The following is a 19,308-nucleotide window of genomic DNA, read 5'->3' on the forward strand; positions in this document are numbered from 1 at the left end:
GTTTTCTAAAATCGTAAAATCAGCATTCACTAGTACTTGAGAATAAACTGTCTTTCCAGCACCACCCACATCATGATTTCCGTATATTGCATATTTTCCATATGTCGCTTTGAGCTGCATTAAAATTGGTGATATTTCATTTCTTTCTTTAAAGAGTGCACTATTATCAATTAAATCTCCTGTGAAAACGATCAAATCAGGATTTTGATTATTAATATTTTCAACCAAACCTTGTAATTGAGGAAGTGAATAATCTGATCCTAAGTGAGTATCACTGAATTGAACAATCTTAAACCCATCTAATTCACTAGATACCGATTTGGATTCAATGACGAATTGATTGACATCTAATAACTTTGGTTCAATGTTTCTTGAATAATAAAACAGTAAAATTGGACAAATTAATAATAGTATCGTAAAAACTAGTAATCTTCNNNNATTCCATCCTTCATTAAATGATGTGCATTACAAAAAAGTATCTTCAGTGTATTGATTAGAACGCTAGAATACTTTGTAACTCTTTGATAAGATTGTAAAATGCCTTTGTTACATGAAAGTGACAAATTGAGAATGAATTTAAAAAGTAAGTATGTAATAGGAGGAATTTAACATAAATATATTAATTGCTGATGACGAATTGGATCTGTTGAAAATATTAAAAGTGTATTTTGAAAAGGAAGGATATACAGTTTTTTTAGCTGAAGATGGGGAGCAGGCGCTAGACATTTTTTATCGTGAAAAACTTGATTTAGCAGTGATAGATTGGATGATGCCTCAAGTAAGTGGATTGAGTGTTTGTAAGGAAATAAAGCAAAAAGGTGATACAAAAGTATTAATGCTAACGGCCAAAAGTGAGGTTGAAGATGAATTGTTTGCATTAAATATTGGAGCGGATGATTATGTGAAGAAACCTTTTCATCCAGGAATTCTCTTAACGCGGGCAAAAAAACTTCTTAAAGATGATCAATCTATTTCATTTGAGGATTTGAAAATCGATTTACAAGCGAAAAAAGTGTTTAAAAATGATGTTGATTTAAACCTAACGAAAAAGGAAATGGATTTAATCAGTTGTTTCATTCGAAATCAAGGTAAAATCTTATCTCGTGAAAATTTGTTAATGACAGTTTGGGGCATTGACTATGAAGGTGATGACAGAACTGTGGATACACATATTAGAAGATTGCGTGAAAAAATAGGTGAGGAGCTAATTCAAACACATCGTGGTTTAGGATATAGCTTCGAAAAAAAATAAATGAACCGCTTAGGAAGAAAAATATCAATGATCATTACAAGTTGTATATTGCTCGTGTTTGTTTTGTATTTTGTACTTAATTCTTTTTTACTACCGAAGTATTATCTTTATCAAATGAAAAACCATGTACATGACATTTCAGATGAATTAAATGAGATGTCGTTGAAAGATTTGCATCAATCGGTAACTGAGTATGAAAAGAAATATAATGTGACCATTGCAATACAACCAATAACTTCAAATAATGATGAATTTAATGGGGCATTGCGAGACAGCTTAAATCAAAAGAAAGTAACATTAAACAAATTTTGGGTGACTGAAGATACAATTCAACAAGTAAAAGAAGGTAAAAAGGTTAGTAAAATATATGACCAAGGTAAGCTGAAATCAAGTTTTTTAGTTGATTTTATTCAAAAAGATCAACAATTTATTTTAATTGGCGTTTCAATTGTGTATTTGAGTGAAGCGGTACAGATTGTCAACCAATTCACGATTTCAATTATGATCTTACTCATCTTGATTCTGATTAGTTTGGTTTGGATTTGGTCAAAAAAAATTACGGACCCATTAAAGGAATTAAAGGATATTTCAAAAGAAATTGCCAAGTTAGACTTTAGAAAAGTAGACATTAACACTAATGATGAAATAGAAGAACTTGCAGAGAGTATTAATGAAATGAGTGAAAAATTGCGAATAGCACATGAGGATTTGAATGAAAGAAATGCAAATCTAAAACGGTTTATTTCGGATATCACCCATGAATTAAAAACACCCCTAGCATTAATAAAAGCATATTCTGTAGGGATTCAAGATGGGATTGACGATGGTAGTTATGTTGAAACCATATTAAAGCAAACAGATCATATCAATCATTTAATTGACGAACTTTTATTGTTATCCCGAATTGAAAGAGAAACATTACAAATTCAGAAAGTGGATTTCATCCATTTAGTTAATCAGTGTATACAAAATTATGAGATTGAATTAAATCGTTCAAGTATTACATTGCATGTAGATCAAAGTGAATTACAACATGTGTTTGTTGAAGCTGATCTGGGTCAAATGGAGAGAGTCATCGATAATCTTCTAAGTAATGCAGTTAAATATACGGAGAATAAAGAGATTTTCATTTCCTTCAAAGAAAATGAAGAAGAATATTTATTTTATATAGAAAACAATACGAAATTCAATAATCCGGAACAACTTCAAAATGTATGGGAACCATTTTATGTAATGGAAGCTTCTAGGAATAAAAATATGTCAGGTACAGGTTTAGGTTTAGCGATTGTTAAATCAATCCTTAATCGTCATCAATTCAAACATGATGTAACTCTCACTGATGGGAAAATAAGGTTTACCATCCATTATAGAAAGAAAAAGAAAGAAAAACCTCATTTATAAATGGGGTTTTACTTTTATTTATTCAATCTGTTTCAATGGTAACAGATCTTCTTCATACACTAACTTTCACAATTTTTCAATTTAGAGATTCAAGAATCTTGCTCAGTCCGTCGATATATAAGGAGGAAAGTCCATATTAGATTCAATTCTAAATAGTTCTTATGTCAGGATACATATTTTCAAATTAAAGGATTTTCTAGTTATATGTAGTATTTAATACGAAAGTAAGAACTTTAAGGGAGAACAGAGTGAGATGGATATATCGAGAAAGAGCATAAAAAAGAAGAAAAAATATAGAAAAGTGTTATATATTATTCTATCAATTTGTTTGATTCTCTTAGCAGTTATTGGATACAAAGGGTATGTTACGTATACAGAACTAAATAAAATTACGCAAGGTGAAGAAATTAAGTCAATTATTAGACCGGAAAAAGTAGAGGTTGATGTTCAAGAAGAACCAATTTCAATATTGTTTTTAGGACTGGAGGATTATGTCACAAAGGGAGTTAATGGAAGAACAGATGCCATCATATTAGCGACTTATAATCCAAAAGATCAAACGCTGAAAACGTTAAGCGTGCCAAGAGATACATATGTTGATATTGTGAACTTTAATGTTACGTCTAAAATTAATGGTGCATATGCAAGAGGTGGCATACAAACGACGGTACAAACGATTGAGAATTTTTTACATGTGCCAATTGACTATTATGTGACTGTCAATTTCGATGGGTTTAAAAACATTGTAGATGAAGTTGGTGGGGTAACAGTTGATGTGCCATTTGATTTTTGGGAGCATACCGATTCGGTACCTAGAGAAAAGGTCTATTTTACAAAGGGAATACAGCATTTAAATGGTCAAGAAGCGCTAGCATATTCTCGAATGAGAAAACGTGACGTAAATAATGACTTTGGACGACAAGAGCGTCAAAGACAGGTGTTAGCTGCCATTTTAAATGAACTAAAATCTCCAAAATCTATCTTAAAAACAGATACATATGCAAAAGAATTCAGCAAAAACATTCGTACAAATATCGGCATAGGTGACGCAATCAAACTATATCGCAGCCTACCAGATGATATCACAGCACATATTGAACCGTTAAGTTATACTGGAAAAAATGAATTAATTAATGGCATCTGGTACTATGTAGCAGATCAAGCAAGTGTCGATGAAATAACTACAAAATTTAAAATTCACTTAGGGATTACGGAACATACAGTTGGAAAAATAACAGAATCAGCCCAATAAAAGAAAAAGTCTTCAAATTTGAAGGCTTTTTTATTGTTTATAGAATTGCTTATGATGATCCATCTCCAGGTGGTAACCCGTTGGATTTAATACGCTCTAATTCCTGTAATTGCTGTTCTGAAAGTTCACGAGAAGGCCTGCCAATCATACCAATTATGAAGATGATGACAAATATTCCAATAAAAAAAATGATGCTCCCAATCATAGTGAAATACCTCCTTTTGTTATTGTATGCTACTTACTTTGATTTATCATATGTAAAGATTACGTGAAAGGACGATTAGCATAACATAGTATGCTATGCTAATCGTCCTTTTTAAAATTTAATCCTTATTTTGTTGGAGATGGAAATCTCGCAGCTTCAAAATGAGTACTAGCCTGACCATCTGCATTGACTGCAATAAAACCTGCAGTACTGCTTTGGGCAAAAATTTCAACCTGATCCATTGCTCTTAGTTTCAAAATCGTTGAGACATTAGCAACATTTCCAAAGTTTATTGGCCCAAAGAAATCGTTGTCAATAGCGATTGCGGGTCTTCCATTTACGCGAATTTCAATCCTGACCCTATAATTAACATTCGTATTATTAGGAGCAAAAGAAATCGTTGCAGAAACTAAATATACGCCATTCTTATTTGGTCTAAATGTTGAAGCACCTGGATTATACTCATTTGCTAAATCAAACTGTTCCATTTGGTAGTTTACTTTTACAAAAGTGTTTTCAGGTACAGTTTGATTTGCATTATTGACAGCTCTAAAGGCTGAAGCAATATTCATATTCTCTTCATTGGGATCATTTGGTTTTTTCGGTTTAGGTGGCAAACTGTTCACATCCCTTATATAAACTACTATATTTTATTAGGGGGAGTTTGGATTGATTGTATGCTTGTCCACGATTATGAGTATATATTTTACATCGATTATAATTTTTTATTCTTTTAATGGTTATTATGCCATTTTAGTATCATAGTCTATGATATGATAAATTTACAAAAGTGCGCGACTCCATTTGGAGTCATGTGAAAATTAGGATGGTCGCTTTAAAGGTTTCTTCTTTAAAAAACATGAATACACACCGCAAGTTAACAATTTAAAGGAGAAGTAAGATGCCTAAGTTGCAAAGAAATAAGATGCTATTCAGTTTAATATTACTATTTTATATATGGTTCCTATTCTTAAAATCTAGCTTTATAGTAAATGGAAATAATAAGGAAAATATAGAGAAGGTGATCCAATCTGTTGATTGGAACAATAAGAAAGATTCAATTGAAATCATAAAAATGATTGATTCAAAGCAAGATCGATTTGTTGCTTATCTGTATAATAACAATCCTGCATATATTCATTTTATTAAGAATGAATTTGGAAACTATGAAGTCACACAAAAAGAATTTAGATCTAATGAATCACTCTCGACTTTTACTGTGGATGTTTCTTTAGATAGAATACTAGTCATTACGAATAATTTTAATCAAATTGCTAAATTGAAATTATCAGTAAATGGAATAAAACAAGTCGAGGAAGAAATGAAAATCGGAAAACCTTCAGCTTTATTATTAGAAATAAATCATTTACCAAAATCTTTCGATCACAGCTATGAGTTTGACTATCAATTTTTTGATGAAAATGGTAAACAGATAATAACAGAGGAATAGTGGAATGATTTAATTAAGAGAGTTGCATTAATTGCAGCTCTTTTCTATTACATTGAATGTATGAAAAAGTGATTCGACGTAAATAGAATTAGAACTATCATAATATATTTCCTGTTAATATATCATTTCGTACCTTAAGACTAGTCAAAAGTGATTTAGTCTTCTATTCTATTGACTAGTTAAACTATTACTGGATATTGAAATAAAGCGTTTATAAGTGTTTAAGAGTTGCAATGTAACTCTTTTTTTCTGTGAAAATTCAAGTAGATACAAAATAAAAGGATTTTTGAATGCCTTATAGAATTACAAATAAATGGAAAATATTAGTAATAAAGAGATGTTCTTATGATTCAAACAAAGTGGTCTGAAATATTTTTGATGTTTAGTCCTGTTATCATTACTCCTATCATTTTATTTATTGTTTTACATTCTTCGCCTGATTTGGCATTAAGAACACATGTATTTTTTAATGGTCATCCTATTTTAGCTATCCAAACTGAAATCATTGATGATGAAGAACATAATCGATTAGACAAGGAATTCTTAAAGAAAGAAAAAGCGAAATGTTACTCTTTAACAAAAGCGCCTAATGGAGGTACAATAGATTCGTATTTTACCAATTATATTGTTCGAAAAAAGGGATTTATCTATAAGGCTAATTATTATGGGAATGCCTAAACATTCGATTTCCTGTGTTAGATCTATTATAAAATAAAAAAGTTCTTACTCTACTAAATCTATTAGTAGAGTAAGAACTATGCATTACATTAGTTTAGTTATCCTTCAATAAGTCTGTACCATAAGAGTTGTCGATTGAACAAAGCCATTCACCTTTTGAGTTTTTCTTGAAAACATATGTGGCATTTCTCTCCATCGATAACGCCAATTCATTTTTGTCTGCCTCAAGGAATGTTTGGGAAAGTACTAATGCAGTATCTCCAGCTTCTAAAATAATCATTTCACCCTCTGTCGGAATAAGCGTGTTGTTAAAATATTTTGCAATGGCAATGAATGCTTTTTTGATTTCTTCTTTTCCTCGCGCGATCATATCTGGTTTTACAACAAGGATTGCATCCTCAGTATAATAATTCAGAAGGGTATCGAAATCCTCTTGTTTAATTGCCGTATCACACTTCCTAATCAACTCTTTCAATTCGTGTTCCAACATATTCTCCTCCTAAACTTGATCAAATTTACAGACAAGATATTTTGAAAATTACATACAAGTTATTCCAATTATATTATACTTATAATAAGAATTTGTAAAAATCTGAATATTATTTTGTAAGGGAAACTTTCCTTTAAAAATAGACAGCGCTAAAGGACATAATGGTTTCCAAAACAATCTTTATCTAGCGAGATATTGAGCATTAGCGTGTAATAGAAAAAAGCCTAGATTCTCACATCTAGGTTTCTAAATTTGATGATTTATTTTAACCATGCTTGAATTATATGGTTTTCTTCACTAGATAGAATAAGAGGCTTCTTTTGATCAAATTTGATCGATTGAACTAAAGGTCGATGGATAAAGATTTGTATGAAGAGAAATACCAGAATGAAGATAATAAGGAACCCTTTTAATAAACGAAGTAAGGTCATCTTAATCACTCCTTTATATAATCTATTCGGAATTAGTCCATCTATGTTTTAGAGAGAGGTTTATATACATATTTAATTTTTTAACATCATTCTGAAGAGCAAAAGACCGTTTAATCCTTGAAATCGAATTTAGCAAAGTTTGTAGAAAGATTTAATTGAGAATGATATTCATTTTTAATTAGAAATGAGATATAATGTTTTTAAAAGATTTCAAAAGTATGTAAAATCATTAATCTATATTCTGTGAGGAGAAATTATGGATACTACAAGAGTATTTTTTAGATGGATCAATAAAAATAGAGACAAGGGCGATTTATACTTTATTTTACTAGTTGTTTCGGTCATTTTAACATCAGCCATTATGACAAAGTTATTTGAACCTAATCTAGCCATAGCCATGCTCTTATGTTTCATCTTTTTAGTTATATTTAGAATTATAGAGGATTGTATCGATTTTTTATTTAAAGCGAGAAACAAAAAAGAACAACTATATATTTCAATCATTCCTCATAGCTTGATTATTTCAATCACATTCTTACTGAACTATTTTTAATGAATGAAAACTACTTTTTGGACGGAACGATTTCAATAAATAGACATCAAAAAAAGACTATTCAGCCGTTGTTCACTTGTATTATAAAGTGGAATAACGGCTGAGTTTTTTTGGGGGGTTCGATTGAAGAATGTAGGCAATTTGAATATCGAACGACGATTTGTACTTAGCTTGAATAAGTAATTTTTTTTGCTTATTCAAAAATAAGAAAGATAATTAAAAAAAGACCCATAAAGGGTCTCGTGATTAACTTAAATTAACATTTGAATAATTTAACGATGGTTTTTCACTTAAAATGTGTATGATTCACCATCTTCTGGCACTAAAACAAAAGAAGAGATTCCTTTTTCATCAATAAATCTTCTTAATTCTTTTCTTGATAATGTCCAATGATTTACAGCTTCCATGTGACTAACAATAATTTGTGCACTAGGGGCAGCCTGGGACAATTCATAGATATCCTCTTTCCCCATGACAAGAGAACCGCCTTCGAAAAATTGATTATCTCCACCATTTACAGCAATAATTTCTGGTTTATTTGTATGAATCACATCTTGGATTCCAGCATACCAAACTGTATCTCCAGCAACATATAAAGTTTTTTCATATTGGTGTTTGAAAACAACACCACAGACTAAACCAGTACGTTTTAATATTTCCCCTCTACCATGCTCGCCCTTCGTTTTGATTAATTGGATACCCTCATAGACCGTATCCTCTTGCAATACTTCCACATTTTGGAAACCATCCTTCCTGACATCGATCGCATCTTCTTCGTTTTGAACAAACATTTTTATATCTTTTGGTAACACATCTTTCGCAACCTCGTCAAAATGATCTAAATGTAGGTGAGTTACAATCACAGCATCTATTTCATTCAAAATATCTTCAATTGATGTCGGTAAATTAACTAAAGGATTAAATTGATCCTGCCGTATTGAATTTTGGAAAGGTGGATACGTACCTTTATCAGCTAACATTGGATCAATTAAAAACTTTTTCCCTGCATATTGAACGATTAGTGTTGCATTACGAATTTGTTTAATATTCATATTATATAACTCCTTTTCTTTAGTTAGTGTTTATTACATATGATAAGTTTAATCTATGATGAGTTAATTCAAAATTTTGGACTAGAGAAGGCAAGAATCTATTATGAATCCTCAAAAGATGCCATGGATTTTGTGAAAAAATACAGTGCTAATAATCAAATAGACTGTAATTTAGAAGTTCAGGATGCGATTATTTATACAAATTCAGATCAATATGTAAATAATTTACATAAAGAATTAAAAGCTTATGATTTACTAGGAATCGACTCTGCTAGTTCTGAAAGTACAGCTTTACCTTTAGAATCTAAATTTTCAATATCAATGAAAAATCAAGCACAGTTCCATCCATTAAAATATTTAATTCACATGCTAAAGGAATCTATAGAAAAAGGATTAAGTGTATATGAGGAAACTGTTGCTATTGATGTAGAGCCTGGGAAAATTGCACAAGTCATTACGCAAAGTGGAAAGAGAATTAAATGTAAGCATGTTGTTAGTGCATCTCATTTTCCTTTCTATGATGGTATGAAATTGTTTTTTGCAAAAATGCATGCAGACCGTTCATACGTTTTAGCAGCTAAACTTAAATCACCGTTCCCTAAAGGAATGTATTTAAGTGCAGAAGATCCAAAAAGATCACTAAGAACAATCCAATATAATAATGAAGAATTAGTGTTAATTGGAGGAGAAGGACATAAAACTGGCGTAGAAACTCGTACAATGAGTTTTTATGAGAATTTGAAACAATTTGGTGATGAAGTCTTTGGTATTGAAGATGTGAAATATAGATGGTCAACACAAGACTTAGTGACTTTAGATAACGTTCCTTACATTGGTCGATATTCAGAAAATCATCATAATATTTATGTTGCCACTGGCTTCCGTAAGTGGGGAATGACAAATGGTACTGTTTCTGCCAAATTAATAAGTAATTTAATTTTAGAAAAGGACGCTCCAAATGCAGAATTATTCTCTCCTTCTAGATTTCAAGCTAACCCTAGCATTAAGCATTTCTTGATGCAAAATATTGACGTGGCTAAACACTTAATTGAAGGGAAACTAGAGCCAGTTTCTAGAAAAATAGAAGAATTATATAATGATGAAGGATCTGTTGTATCGCTTGATGGGAAACGAGTGGGAGCGTATAAAGATGTAAATGGAAAGGTTCATTGTGTTGATACAACATGTACCCATTTAGGCTGTGAAGTTGAATGGAATAATGGAGAAAAATCATGGGATTGTCCTTGTCATGGATCTAGATTTTCAATTTATGGTGAGGTTCTTGAAGGACCTGCTGAAAAGCCATTAAAGCAAGTCTTTACCCAATAAAAAAGAAGAAATTTTGAGGAGAAACGAATGACTAAAAATAAAATAGCCATTATTACTGGTGCCAGTAGAATAAATGGGATTGGTGCTGCCATTTGTCGTCAATTAGCTGACGCGGGGTATGATATCTTTTTTACCTATTGGACCTCTTATGATCAAGAAATGCCTTGGGGAATCGAGCAAGATGAACCTCAAAAACTAAAAGATGAATGCATCGCAAAAGGCGTAAGAGTTGGATCTCTTGAAATTGATTTATCAAAAGAAGATGCACCGAATCAACTATTTCAACAAATAATAAACGAGCTTGGATACCCGAGTATTTTAATTAATAATGCTGCTTATTCTACAAATAATGATTTTTCTAATTTAACTGCTCAAGACTTAAACAATCATTATGATATAAATATTCGAGCTACGACATTATTAAGTATCTTGTTTGCTAGACATTTTAAATATAAAAAAGGTGGCAGAATTATCAATCTAACATCTGGCCAATTTAAAGGACCGATGCCAGGAGAACTTGCCTATGCAACAACAAAGGGTGCAATTGATGCATTAACAATCACCCTATCTGCTGAAGTTGCACATTTAGGCATTACAGTAAATGCTGTAAATCCAGGTCCAACCAATACAGGCTGGATGACAGATGAAATCAAAGAACATCTACTTCCGTCATTTCCATTTGGTAGAATAGGTGAGCCCACAGATGTGGCAAAGTTAATAAAATTTTTAGTCAGTGACGATGGTGAATGGATTACTGGTCAAATCCTACATTCAGAAGGTGGATTTAGAAGATAATAAAAAGGGTCATATTCTAGTGAAAACCAAGAATATGACCTTTTTTATATCTAAAGTAAAAGTAAGTTTAAAATAGAAATGGAAACGAAAGAAGCACTGTATAAAAAGAGTATGTGTTGATTTCCACTTCAGGATGCTCGCTTTCCATGGGGCGTGAGCTGAGCCTCCTCGGCGAGCCTCCGGGGTCTCAACCTTCCCGCATCTCCCATAGGAGTCGAGCACCTTCCGTTCCAATCATTCCGTTTAATGTGAGGACTCTAAATTGCACTTTATTTCTGAACCTATTAATTAAAGCACCGTTTTTTTCATCTACAATATTCCATCACAAAACAGTCTCTAAATTCACCTTCATGAAATTCATGTTTTGGAAGAAGTTTCACTTTTTTAAATCCACATTTCATATAACAAGCAATTGCCCTTTCATTCCATGTTTGAGGATCCATAACGATTTTGTCAGCATTTAGTTTCTTTGTTAAATAATCAATCATTGCTGTGACAAGCTGGCTACCAATTCCTTTATTCCAATAATCTACCTCTCCGATAAATTGATCCATTCCGTATAGTTTTTCAGAAGTATTCTTATACCCATACTCTACCTTACTTTCATCATCTAATTCATAAAATTGAATATATCCAATTTCAGTATCTTCATATTCCACAATACACATTGTGACTGACTCTTCTTTTTTAAAAAAAACAGAACGAACTTTTTCCTCATTAAATGGGTTATCTCTGCCCTCATAATATTGAAGAACATGTTGATTTGATAACCATTTAACGATAAATGGTATGTCATTTTTATTGATTATTCGTACCTTTAATTGACCATTTTGAAAAATCATCATTATCCCCCTTATATCCTAACAAGTTGTAATTCATTTTTTGTAAATTGAAATCCTCTATAACCGATATGAAAAAGAGGACTGTTTACCCTAATGAAGAAATAAATAAAGAGTTAACATCCATAAATAATAGTAACCAAAAAATATTATCAATCACTAGATCTTGCAATGAAAGAAGGATATTCAATGGAAAAGTATCAACTAAAACAGGAAGATTTTGAATTAATAGAGGCTGCAAAAGAAAAAATCATTTCATTATACGAAGATGATAAGCATCATGTAGGAGCTGCAATTCGTACAAAATCGGGAAAGATTGTTTCAGCAGTACATATAGAGGCATATATCGGTAGGGTATCAGTTTGTGCTGAAGCCATTACGATCGGAAAGGCAATCTCTGATGGGGATAAAGGGTTTGATACAATCGTAGCCGTAAGACATCCATATTCAGACGAAGTAAATAGAGAAATAAAAGTTGTAAGTCCATGCGGAATGTGTAGGGAACTAATTTCTGATTACTCATCAAATTGTTTTGTAATTATTCAAGATAATGATGAAATTGTCAAAGTGAGGATTCATGAACTGATTCCATTGAAGTATAAAAGAGAGAGTTAAATGGAGGAAAAAGGGTGCCAATTACAAAAGAAGAATTATTAAAGCACAATGGTCAAATGAGCGTATGGGTTCATTCATTAAATGCACTGTCAGAAGAAAAATGGCGAAAACCAATTGCAGTAAATAAATGGACTGTTGCTGAAATAATCTCTCATTTAAGTGCGTGGGATTCATACATTATAGAACAGCGATTAGCCATTGAAAATGAAGATTTACCAATTAGCCCTGATGTAGAAAAGTTCAATACTACTGCTGCTGAATATGCTAGAAATCATTCAAAAGAAACGATTTTGAATGAATTTACACGGAATCGACATAAATTGATTGAGTGTATAGAGAATTTAGATGTCCAAAAACTACAAAAAACTTTCTATCGCAAATTAACGACACTTCAATATTTGGGCGGATTTATAGAGCATGATTTACATCATCAAAAACAAATCTTAGATGTTATATAATTTTAAAAGGCTTCGGCGTTCTCTCCGATGCTTTTTTTATCTCTTTTGACCTAAATACTAGTTAAATTCATCAAAACCTATTTAATATATTTTCAGGTGAAAGTGAAATCGAATAAAACACTTCATTGCCATGTAATTATTATTATAGTCTTTTATAAAATTAGTTTAGAAAACGCAAAGATACAAATTTGAGGAGGAGTCCAATGGAAATTAATAAAGTAACAATTCATACTAGTAAACTGAATGAGACAAGGCATTTTTATGATTATGTACTAGGTTTTCAGTTGGTTACATCCAATGAAAATCATTTGCTATTCAAGTTGGAAGCAGCTTACTAGAATTTTTAGATACAAAAAAAGAAACGAAACCTTTTTATCATTTTGCGTTTAATATTCCTTCCAATCGATTTCAGGAGGCTAAATACTGGGCAAAATTAAAAGTTACTCTTACAGTGGAAGATGGGATGGATGAAGTGTATTTCAAGTTTTTAGATGCACATTCTTTTTATTTTATAGACCCATCTGGAAACATAGTCGAATTTATTTCAAGGCATTCTGTTTCGGTAGAGAGTAATGATGCCTTCTCGGCAAACTCAATACTAAATATAAGTGAAATTAATGTTACAACGACAGATGTTATGTCTGTTGGAAATCAGTTAATTGCAAATGGAATAGAGGTAAGAGATGGAAATGACTTAACTGAGTCGTTAAACTTTATGGGCAAGGAAGGCTGTTTTCTCTTACTTGGTCCACAAAATAGAAGATGGATATTTTCAGATAAACGCTCAAGATGTTTTCCCGTTGTCATAACTATTGACCATGAAAAAGTAATTGAAGTTGATGAGTTTGGCAAAGTAGACATTTTACATATATAGATGATTTGGTTATTTATAATAGTACTTTTTTCTTTTGCCAAAATAGCATATTCGAAAATCTTATCACTATATAATGAAGTACCTGAAAGAAGGGGTAAAAAGTGTTTATTCATTTAATATTAGAAGTCATGGTACCATTATTTTTTTATGTCATAATAGGTTATATATTTAACAAGATTTTCAAATTGCACTTAGGCACATTAACGACTCTATTAGTCTATTTATTTTTACCCGTTGCTGTATTTATGAAAATGTATAGTAGTCCTTTATCTGGCGGAGTAGCAGGAAGCATTCTGCTATTTTTGATGGTTCAGTATGCCTTAATGTCTTTTGTTTCATTAATAGCTTGTAGAATAAGAGGCATTGAGCCAAGTATGAGAGGTGCATTTGCCAATAGTATTGCATTAAATAATTCCGGTAATTTAGGCCTGCCAGTTAATGCTTTGGTATTTAAAAATGATCCATTTGCAATGAGTATAGGAGTCTTAATCGTCCTGTTTCAAAATATCATGACATTTACTGTTGGAATTTATAATGCAGAAGCAACTGTAAAGATGAAGGAAGCAATCATAAAAATGTTAAAACTTCCAATCTTATATAGTGTGGTATTAGGGTTTATCCTCCAGTTATCTCAGGTGGAATTATCTGATGGGATTGTTTCAGTTTTTGATCCGATTACAGCTGCTTTTGCACCTTTTGCATTAATAACTTTAGGTGCTCAATTAGCGGAATCTGGTAATAAAATTGATTGGGCAAATTTAGGACTCAGTAATTTTCTAAGATTAATTGGTGCGCCATTATTAGCATACGGAATCATATTAATTTTTGGATTTGAAGGTGTCGTTGCAAAAGCATTATTTATTGGAAGTGCTTTTCCAAGTTCGAGAAATAGTGCATTATTATCCTTCAAAGGACCACACGCTAGTTTTGCAGCACAAACAGTGATATCTTCTACAATCATTAGTAGTGTCACTTTACCAATTGTTATTCAACTTTCCGGTATTCTTTTTTAAGTTCAAAGTGTTGTACACTTTAAGACAAATCACTTTGAACTTTATGTTTTAATCATAAAAGGGACATGTTCAAAAGGAGTTTAATATGGCTTGTAAAACCGAAGATGATATTATGAAGTTAATCAAAGATGATGTGTGGATGATGGACATATTAAAAACTGCAAAAGCGTTACAACTTCCAGAATGGTGGATTTGTGCAGGCTTTGTGCGCTCTAAAATTTGGGACAATTTACACGGATACGAAAAAAGAACAAGACTTGAAGATATTGATGTTATTTATTTTGATCCTACAAATTTAGATGAATCAATTGAAAAGAAATATGAAGAGATATTAAAGGACTTAAAAATGGATATTCCTTGGTCTGTTAAAAATGAAGCAAGAATGCACTTGAAAAATAATATCCAACCTTATCAATCATGTGTTGATGCTATTTCAAAGTTTCCAGAAACTGCAACAGCACTTGGTGTAAAACTAAATGAGAGGGATGAAATCATTTTAACAGCGCCATGTGGAATAGATGATGCAATTAATGGTATCATAAAACCTTCACCAAATAGCATAGAGGCTATTGAAATATTTGAAGGACGCTTACTTCAGAAAAATTGGAAACAAAAGTGGCCTCTGTTACAAATAGAAGAAACCTATTAAAAATAAAGAATATGTCTTAGAACTATTTGAATCAGTTTTTAATAAGATAATTAGGGGGGCTATGTAATGAAAAAACATTTGTTCATTAGTTTGGCAATTGTAAGCATTCTTTGTATATCAGGTTGTCAAACAAATGACAATGGTAAAAAGGATGGGAAGGTAACGGTGGAAGATAAGGATAAGAAACCAGCAGTTGAGGATAAAATCTTAGCTGAAAATGAAGTTTTTAAAGTTACTTCAATCGTTAGAGAAGAAACTGTAAATAATGTTTTTGAAGTAGAAGGAACCGCGAGTGTATTTGAAGCGATGTTTAAGTATCGTTTGGAAGATGGGCATAACGTATTAGCTGAAGGAAGTGTTATGGCAGATAGAGGTGCTCCTGATTGGGGAAGCTTTAACATAAGGATTAGTCATAACCAACCATCAAGCCCAAATGGTGTGTTAACGATTTATGTTGCGAGTGCTAAAGATGGTACAGCAGAAAATGAACTAAATATCCCGGTTGAATTTGCAAATTTTGAAAGATAATAGAAAGACTTTAGCTAAACGCTAAAGTCTTTTTTGGTTTAATGTAAAGAAATCATCATATCTGGAATCAATTTTCATTATGAATTAATGATAAAATGAGTAGAATGCAAATTGTTACATAAACTAGGTTGTTTAGTTTTATTAAAAATTTCTAACGAAACTCTAATGAAATTTTAAAAAAGGTGTAAGTTCGTTTTCATTTTTTACAGATATGCTTATTAAATACAAAGAAAGATTTTATAAGTGTTATTATAAAAAAAATGAGGGATAAAATAAATGAAAAAAATATTAATTATAGAAGATGAAAAAGAATTAGCGAATTTTATTAGATTAGAATTGGAGTATGAGGGAAATGAAGTTCATATTTCAAATGATGGAAGAGAAGGATTAAACCAAGCAATAGAGAATGAGTATGATTTAATCCTACTTGATTTGATGCTCCCAAATTTAAGTGGAATAGAAGTATGTAGAAGAATACGAGCTCACAAAGATACACCAATCATCATGATTACTGCACGTGATAGTGTATTTGATCGTATTTCAGGTCTTGATAGTGGTGCTGACGATTATATTTCAAAACCATTTGTCATTGAAGAGCTACTTGCTCATATGCGTGCAATATTTAGACGAATAGATCGTTCAACAAAAATACATTGTTTAAAATTTAAAGATTTATCTTTAGATTCTGCGGCAAGAGTTGTAAAAAAAGAAGATACAATTATTGATTTAACGAAAAAAGAGTTCGATTTACTATATTTGTTAATGAGTAATGTAAACAGAGTTTTAACTAGAGAAATTTTACTAGAAACAGTATGGGGTTATGGCTCTACAATTGAAACAAATGTTGTAGATGTTTATATTAGTTATTTAAGAACAAAACTAGATGATAAGAACAATACGTATATACACACTGTAAGAGGTACAGGGTATGTAATGAGAATGTAGAGGTGAAATTCAGTTTGTTCAATAAGCTTTCTATTAGATGGAAAATAACGATAACAATCGTTTTGCTTATGGTTTTCATTTTTACATTATGTAATATTATTCAACTATTCCTAATACAGGTTTCAATTATCAATCAGCAACACCACAGAATTGAAAAACGATTAACTGAAACTGTAGCTTATATGGACGAAGAGTATAATAAAAAACAATCAAATGAAACCTTTATTATGGATACTAGACATTATTTCGAAAAAATCATTCAAAATAATGAAATGATTCGATTATTAGATACTGACGGAAAAGTGATTTATACCGTATCACAAAAAATGCCAAAAATAGATATTGATAAAAATAGTGTTGGTCAGTTTAGGCAATATAGATTACACAATCAAGAAATCTTGATTGCAAGTAAAGCACTGCATTATGGGAAATTCCATGGAATATTAGAAGTTGCAATAAACGTTGAAATCTTTTCAAAGTTTGTGAAGGAATCCTTCTTTATTCTAATTTTTGGTACAATCTTTTCACTGATCTTAAGTATAATAAGTGGTTGGTTTTTATCTAAAAAATTATTAATGCCAATTAAAAATTTAAATCATACGATGTTGAAAATTAAAAATAACCAATTAAAAGAGCGAGTCTTTGTTGGTGAAATAAATGATGAATTGTCAGAACTAGGTTTAATCTTTAATAAAATGATGGACGAGTTAGAAGCATCAATTACAAGACAAAAACGATTTGTAGAAGATGCTTCGCATGAGTTGAGAACACCTTTGGCAATTATTCATGGTCACTTATCCCTTGTCAATCGCTGGGGTAAAAAAGATAAAAAAGTTCTAGAAGATTCTTTGAATACATGTATTAATGAAACAAACCGAATGATTATCTTAACGAATGAACTTTTACAATTATCTAAACTTGAAAAGGGTAATGAAGAGATTATTAAATTTGAACCTTGCAATGTCTTAGAGGTTGTACATGAGATAATAAATAACTATCGATTATTACATGAAGATATGAAGATTGATTATGTTCAAGAAAATGAGACTATTGATCAAGCGAATATTACTCGAGAACATTTAATGCAAGTTTTAATCATTTTATTCGATAATGCAGTGAAATATAGTAAGGATGAAACAAAAATCAATATCTTAGTAAATCAGAGTGACCAACACATTCAGATCCGTGTTACAGATAATGGGATAGGTATTTCTGAAGAAGATATAAAACATATTTTCGATCGATTTTATAGAGCCGATAAGGCAAGAAGCAGAGCAAACGGTGGAAATGGATTAGGACTTTCAATTGCTAAAAACCTAATTGATGACTATGGTGGAGGTCTGGAAATTACAAGTGAATATGGCGAAGGAACAACTGCGATTATTACACTTGCTGTATATCCTTTCGAATAAGACTTGTTTACGAACAAGTCTTTTTTGTGTATAAGTTTAGAAATACATATACATAGTTTCTACATACTGTTTATGGTAAAGTTGAATAAAATGAAAATTCTTTAAATTGAGAGGAGAAGGATTTATGAACCAATTAAGAATCGCAATTAATTACGCAATTATGATCGAAAGACTGCGTAGTGAAGGTGTTGAGAATAACCAATTAATAACCGTTTTGAAAGAAGAAAATTATGAATTTCTTAACCAATTTGGAAAAGGTATGCCAGATTGGGAGGCTTTAGTAGATCTATTTAAACAAAGTGAAGAGGAATTCCAAAGAATTCTTAACGAAGGTTACCACATTAAGTTTTTAACAAAAGGGTCATTAATGACCTTATTAAGACTTAAATATGGAATCGAAGTAGAAAAGGATTATGATGACAAAGGAACTGCAATTGAAGGTATCATTCTTTCAAGTGAAGCAGTAGAAACTGTTAAAAACACATTAGCTCCAAATTGGAAACTGTCTACATATGTGGATGAAAAAGACATATCAAAAGTACGAATTGAGTTACTGAAAAGCTCTGAATTGACTTCTATTTAATGTAGGAAACTCTCTATCAATGTTCTGATTGATAGAGAGTTTTTTTGATGAATGAAGAAATCTAAAGAAGGTGACTTTTGGTCATACCTTCTTATATATAATTTATCATCTTTTTACCATACTCAATTAATGAATCATACGGATCACCATCTAAGCCTAAAATTTTACATAAAGCAGGCTCTGTTTTATATCCCTGTTTTTTTAGATGAATTACTTCGCTTCTTATATTTGGAGAATGCTCCATTATCAGATGCTCAATGACCATATGAATATATGCATTTTGTTTTTGAACTGGTGTTGCTTGAGCATATATTTCAATTTCAAATTCATCAAATTTGAAGTTTACAGTTATGGCTGGAACATCTCTGATAATTGAATGTGATAATTTAAAGTTATTTTGCAAGCTATATAAATTTCTAATCATCTTTTCAAAATGTATAAAATCCCATACTTCAATAATAATATCTAAATCTGAATCCTCTATATCAATTCCAATCGGTATTG

General features: G+C 31.2%; 25 protein-coding genes. 18 read left to right on the forward strand and 7 right to left on the reverse strand.

Translation table 11 applies throughout. The features are described 5' to 3' along the window. Positions 1-414, reverse strand: a 414-nt coding sequence (locus V7056_RS08150; protein WP_499700967.1) for a metallophosphoesterase, incomplete at its 3' end; no start/stop codon positions are given. A 196-nt stretch (positions 415-610) separates the two neighbouring features. Here V7056_RS08150 and V7056_RS08155 point away from each other — a divergent pair. From V7056_RS08155 to V7056_RS08165, 3 genes are all read left to right on the forward strand, one after another. Further along, entirely contained in the window at positions 611-1,252 is a 642-nt protein-coding gene (locus V7056_RS08155; RefSeq protein WP_499700969.1) for a response regulator transcription factor, read from the forward strand. A 27-nt stretch (positions 1,253-1,279) separates the two neighbouring features. Further along, the gene (locus V7056_RS08160; protein ID WP_499700924.1) at positions 1,280-2,653 is read left to right on the forward strand and encodes a sensor histidine kinase; all 1,374 of its coding nucleotides are present in this window, start codon (positions 1,280-1,282) and stop codon (positions 2,651-2,653) included. A gap of 253 nt (positions 2,654-2,906) precedes the next feature. After that, entirely contained in the window at positions 2,907-3,905 is a 999-nt protein-coding gene (locus tag V7056_RS08165; protein WP_499700926.1) for an LCP family protein, read from the forward strand. A gap of 49 nt (positions 3,906-3,954) precedes the next feature. On the opposite strand, the gene V7056_RS08170 is transcribed toward V7056_RS08165, so the two are convergent. Next, positions 3,955-4,110, reverse strand: a complete 156-nt coding sequence (locus V7056_RS08170) for a hypothetical protein (RefSeq protein WP_499700928.1) — start codon at positions 4,108-4,110, stop codon at positions 3,955-3,957. A 125-nt stretch (positions 4,111-4,235) separates the two neighbouring features. Then, positions 4,236-4,727 carry an ABC transporter permease gene (locus tag V7056_RS08175; protein ID WP_499700930.1) on the reverse strand — a complete coding sequence of 164 codons (492 nt, stop codon included), beginning with the start codon at positions 4,725-4,727 and terminating at the stop codon, positions 4,236-4,238. Positions 4,728-5,011: 284 nt separating this feature from the next. Here V7056_RS08175 and V7056_RS08180 point away from each other — a divergent pair, with 284 nt between their 5' ends. Together V7056_RS08180 and V7056_RS08185 are read left to right on the forward strand one after the other, a co-directional pair. Continuing rightward, the gene (locus V7056_RS08180) at positions 5,012-5,560 is read left to right on the forward strand and encodes a hypothetical protein (RefSeq protein ID WP_499700932.1); all 549 of its coding nucleotides are present in this window, start codon (positions 5,012-5,014) and stop codon (positions 5,558-5,560) included. Between the two features lie 345 nt (positions 5,561-5,905). Then, positions 5,906-6,238 carry a YjcN family protein gene (locus V7056_RS08185; protein WP_499700934.1) on the forward strand — a complete coding sequence of 111 codons (333 nt, stop codon included), beginning with the start codon at positions 5,906-5,908 and terminating at the stop codon, positions 6,236-6,238. A gap of 94 nt (positions 6,239-6,332) precedes the next feature. Here the strand turns inward: V7056_RS08185 and V7056_RS08190 are convergent, their stop codons facing one another. Beyond that, positions 6,333-6,725, reverse strand: coding sequence for a YybH family protein (locus V7056_RS08190; protein WP_499700936.1), 393 nt, complete (start codon positions 6,723-6,725; stop codon positions 6,333-6,335). 690 nt (positions 6,726-7,415) lie between these two features. On the opposite strand from V7056_RS08190, the gene V7056_RS08195 reads away from it, so the two are divergent. After that, positions 7,416-7,712: a hypothetical protein gene (locus tag V7056_RS08195; protein ID WP_499700938.1), complete on the forward strand. Its 297-nt coding sequence runs from the start codon at positions 7,416-7,418 to the stop codon at positions 7,710-7,712. Positions 7,713-8,002: 290 nt separating this feature from the next. On the opposite strand, the gene V7056_RS08200 is transcribed toward V7056_RS08195, so the two are convergent. After that, positions 8,003-8,764, reverse strand: a complete 762-nt coding sequence (locus V7056_RS08200; protein ID WP_499700940.1) for an MBL fold metallo-hydrolase — start codon at positions 8,762-8,764, stop codon at positions 8,003-8,005. A 39-nt stretch (positions 8,765-8,803) separates the two neighbouring features. Between V7056_RS08200 and V7056_RS08205 the strand changes: the two genes are divergently transcribed. Both V7056_RS08205 and V7056_RS08210 read left to right on the forward strand, forming a co-directional pair. Next, positions 8,804-10,093: an FAD-dependent oxidoreductase gene (locus V7056_RS08205; RefSeq protein WP_499700942.1), complete on the forward strand. Its 1,290-nt coding sequence runs from the start codon at positions 8,804-8,806 to the stop codon at positions 10,091-10,093. Between the two features lie 27 nt (positions 10,094-10,120). After that, positions 10,121-10,888: an SDR family oxidoreductase gene (locus V7056_RS08210; protein WP_499700944.1), complete on the forward strand. Its 768-nt coding sequence runs from the start codon at positions 10,121-10,123 to the stop codon at positions 10,886-10,888. A 305-nt stretch (positions 10,889-11,193) separates the two neighbouring features. On the opposite strand, the gene V7056_RS08215 is transcribed toward V7056_RS08210, so the two are convergent. Next, a complete protein-coding gene (locus V7056_RS08215; protein ID WP_499700946.1) occupies positions 11,194-11,730 on the reverse strand; it encodes a GNAT family N-acetyltransferase in 537 nt (178 codons plus the stop codon). A gap of 186 nt (positions 11,731-11,916) precedes the next feature. Between V7056_RS08215 and V7056_RS08220 the strand changes: the two genes are divergently transcribed. The 10 genes from V7056_RS08220 (at position 11,917) to V7056_RS08265 (ending at position 18,804) form a co-directional block, all read left to right on the forward strand. After that, positions 11,917-12,342 carry a cytidine deaminase gene (locus tag V7056_RS08220; protein ID WP_499700948.1) on the forward strand — a complete coding sequence of 142 codons (426 nt, stop codon included), beginning with the start codon at positions 11,917-11,919 and terminating at the stop codon, positions 12,340-12,342. Positions 12,343-12,356: 14 nt separating this feature from the next. Continuing rightward, complete coding sequence (locus tag V7056_RS08225; protein ID WP_499700949.1) at positions 12,357-12,800, forward strand: DinB family protein; 444 nt, start codon at positions 12,357-12,359, stop codon at positions 12,798-12,800. A gap of 203 nt (positions 12,801-13,003) precedes the next feature. After that, the gene (locus tag V7056_RS08230; protein ID WP_499700951.1) at positions 13,004-13,138 is read left to right on the forward strand and encodes a hypothetical protein; all 135 of its coding nucleotides are present in this window, start codon (positions 13,004-13,006) and stop codon (positions 13,136-13,138) included. Positions 13,139-13,272: 134 nt separating this feature from the next. Further along, the gene (locus tag V7056_RS08235; protein ID WP_499700953.1) at positions 13,273-13,674 is read left to right on the forward strand and encodes a toxoflavin lyase-like VOC family protein; all 402 of its coding nucleotides are present in this window, start codon (positions 13,273-13,275) and stop codon (positions 13,672-13,674) included. Positions 13,675-13,775: 101 nt separating this feature from the next. Further along, on the forward strand, positions 13,776-14,687 hold the full coding sequence (locus V7056_RS08240; protein ID WP_499700955.1) for an AEC family transporter: 912 nt from the start codon (positions 13,776-13,778) through the stop codon (positions 14,685-14,687). An 85-nt stretch (positions 14,688-14,772) separates the two neighbouring features. Further along, the gene (locus V7056_RS08245; protein WP_499700957.1) at positions 14,773-15,336 is read left to right on the forward strand and encodes a nucleotidyltransferase family protein; all 564 of its coding nucleotides are present in this window, start codon (positions 14,773-14,775) and stop codon (positions 15,334-15,336) included. A gap of 66 nt (positions 15,337-15,402) precedes the next feature. Beyond that, positions 15,403-15,864 carry a Gmad2 immunoglobulin-like domain-containing protein gene (locus tag V7056_RS08250; RefSeq protein WP_499700959.1) on the forward strand — a complete coding sequence of 154 codons (462 nt, stop codon included), beginning with the start codon at positions 15,403-15,405 and terminating at the stop codon, positions 15,862-15,864. A 276-nt stretch (positions 15,865-16,140) separates the two neighbouring features. Further along, positions 16,141-16,809, forward strand: a complete 669-nt coding sequence (locus V7056_RS08255) for a response regulator transcription factor (protein ID WP_464959247.1) — start codon at positions 16,141-16,143, stop codon at positions 16,807-16,809. A gap of 14 nt (positions 16,810-16,823) precedes the next feature. Next, on the forward strand, positions 16,824-18,221 hold the full coding sequence (locus V7056_RS08260; protein WP_499700961.1) for a HAMP domain-containing sensor histidine kinase: 1,398 nt from the start codon (positions 16,824-16,826) through the stop codon (positions 18,219-18,221). Between the two features lie 124 nt (positions 18,222-18,345). Continuing rightward, entirely contained in the window at positions 18,346-18,804 is a 459-nt protein-coding gene (locus tag V7056_RS08265; RefSeq protein WP_499700963.1) for a hypothetical protein, read from the forward strand. Positions 18,805-18,895: 91 nt separating this feature from the next. Here V7056_RS08265 and V7056_RS08270 read toward each other — a convergent pair. Further along, positions 18,896-19,308: DUF4269 domain-containing protein (locus V7056_RS08270; protein WP_499700965.1), on the reverse strand; the 413-nt coding region annotated here is incomplete at its 5' end.

It is taken from the genome of Bacillus sp. JJ664 (assembly GCF_036962205.1).
Taxonomy (GTDB): Bacteria; Bacillota; Bacilli; order Bacillales; family Bacillaceae_G; genus Gottfriedia.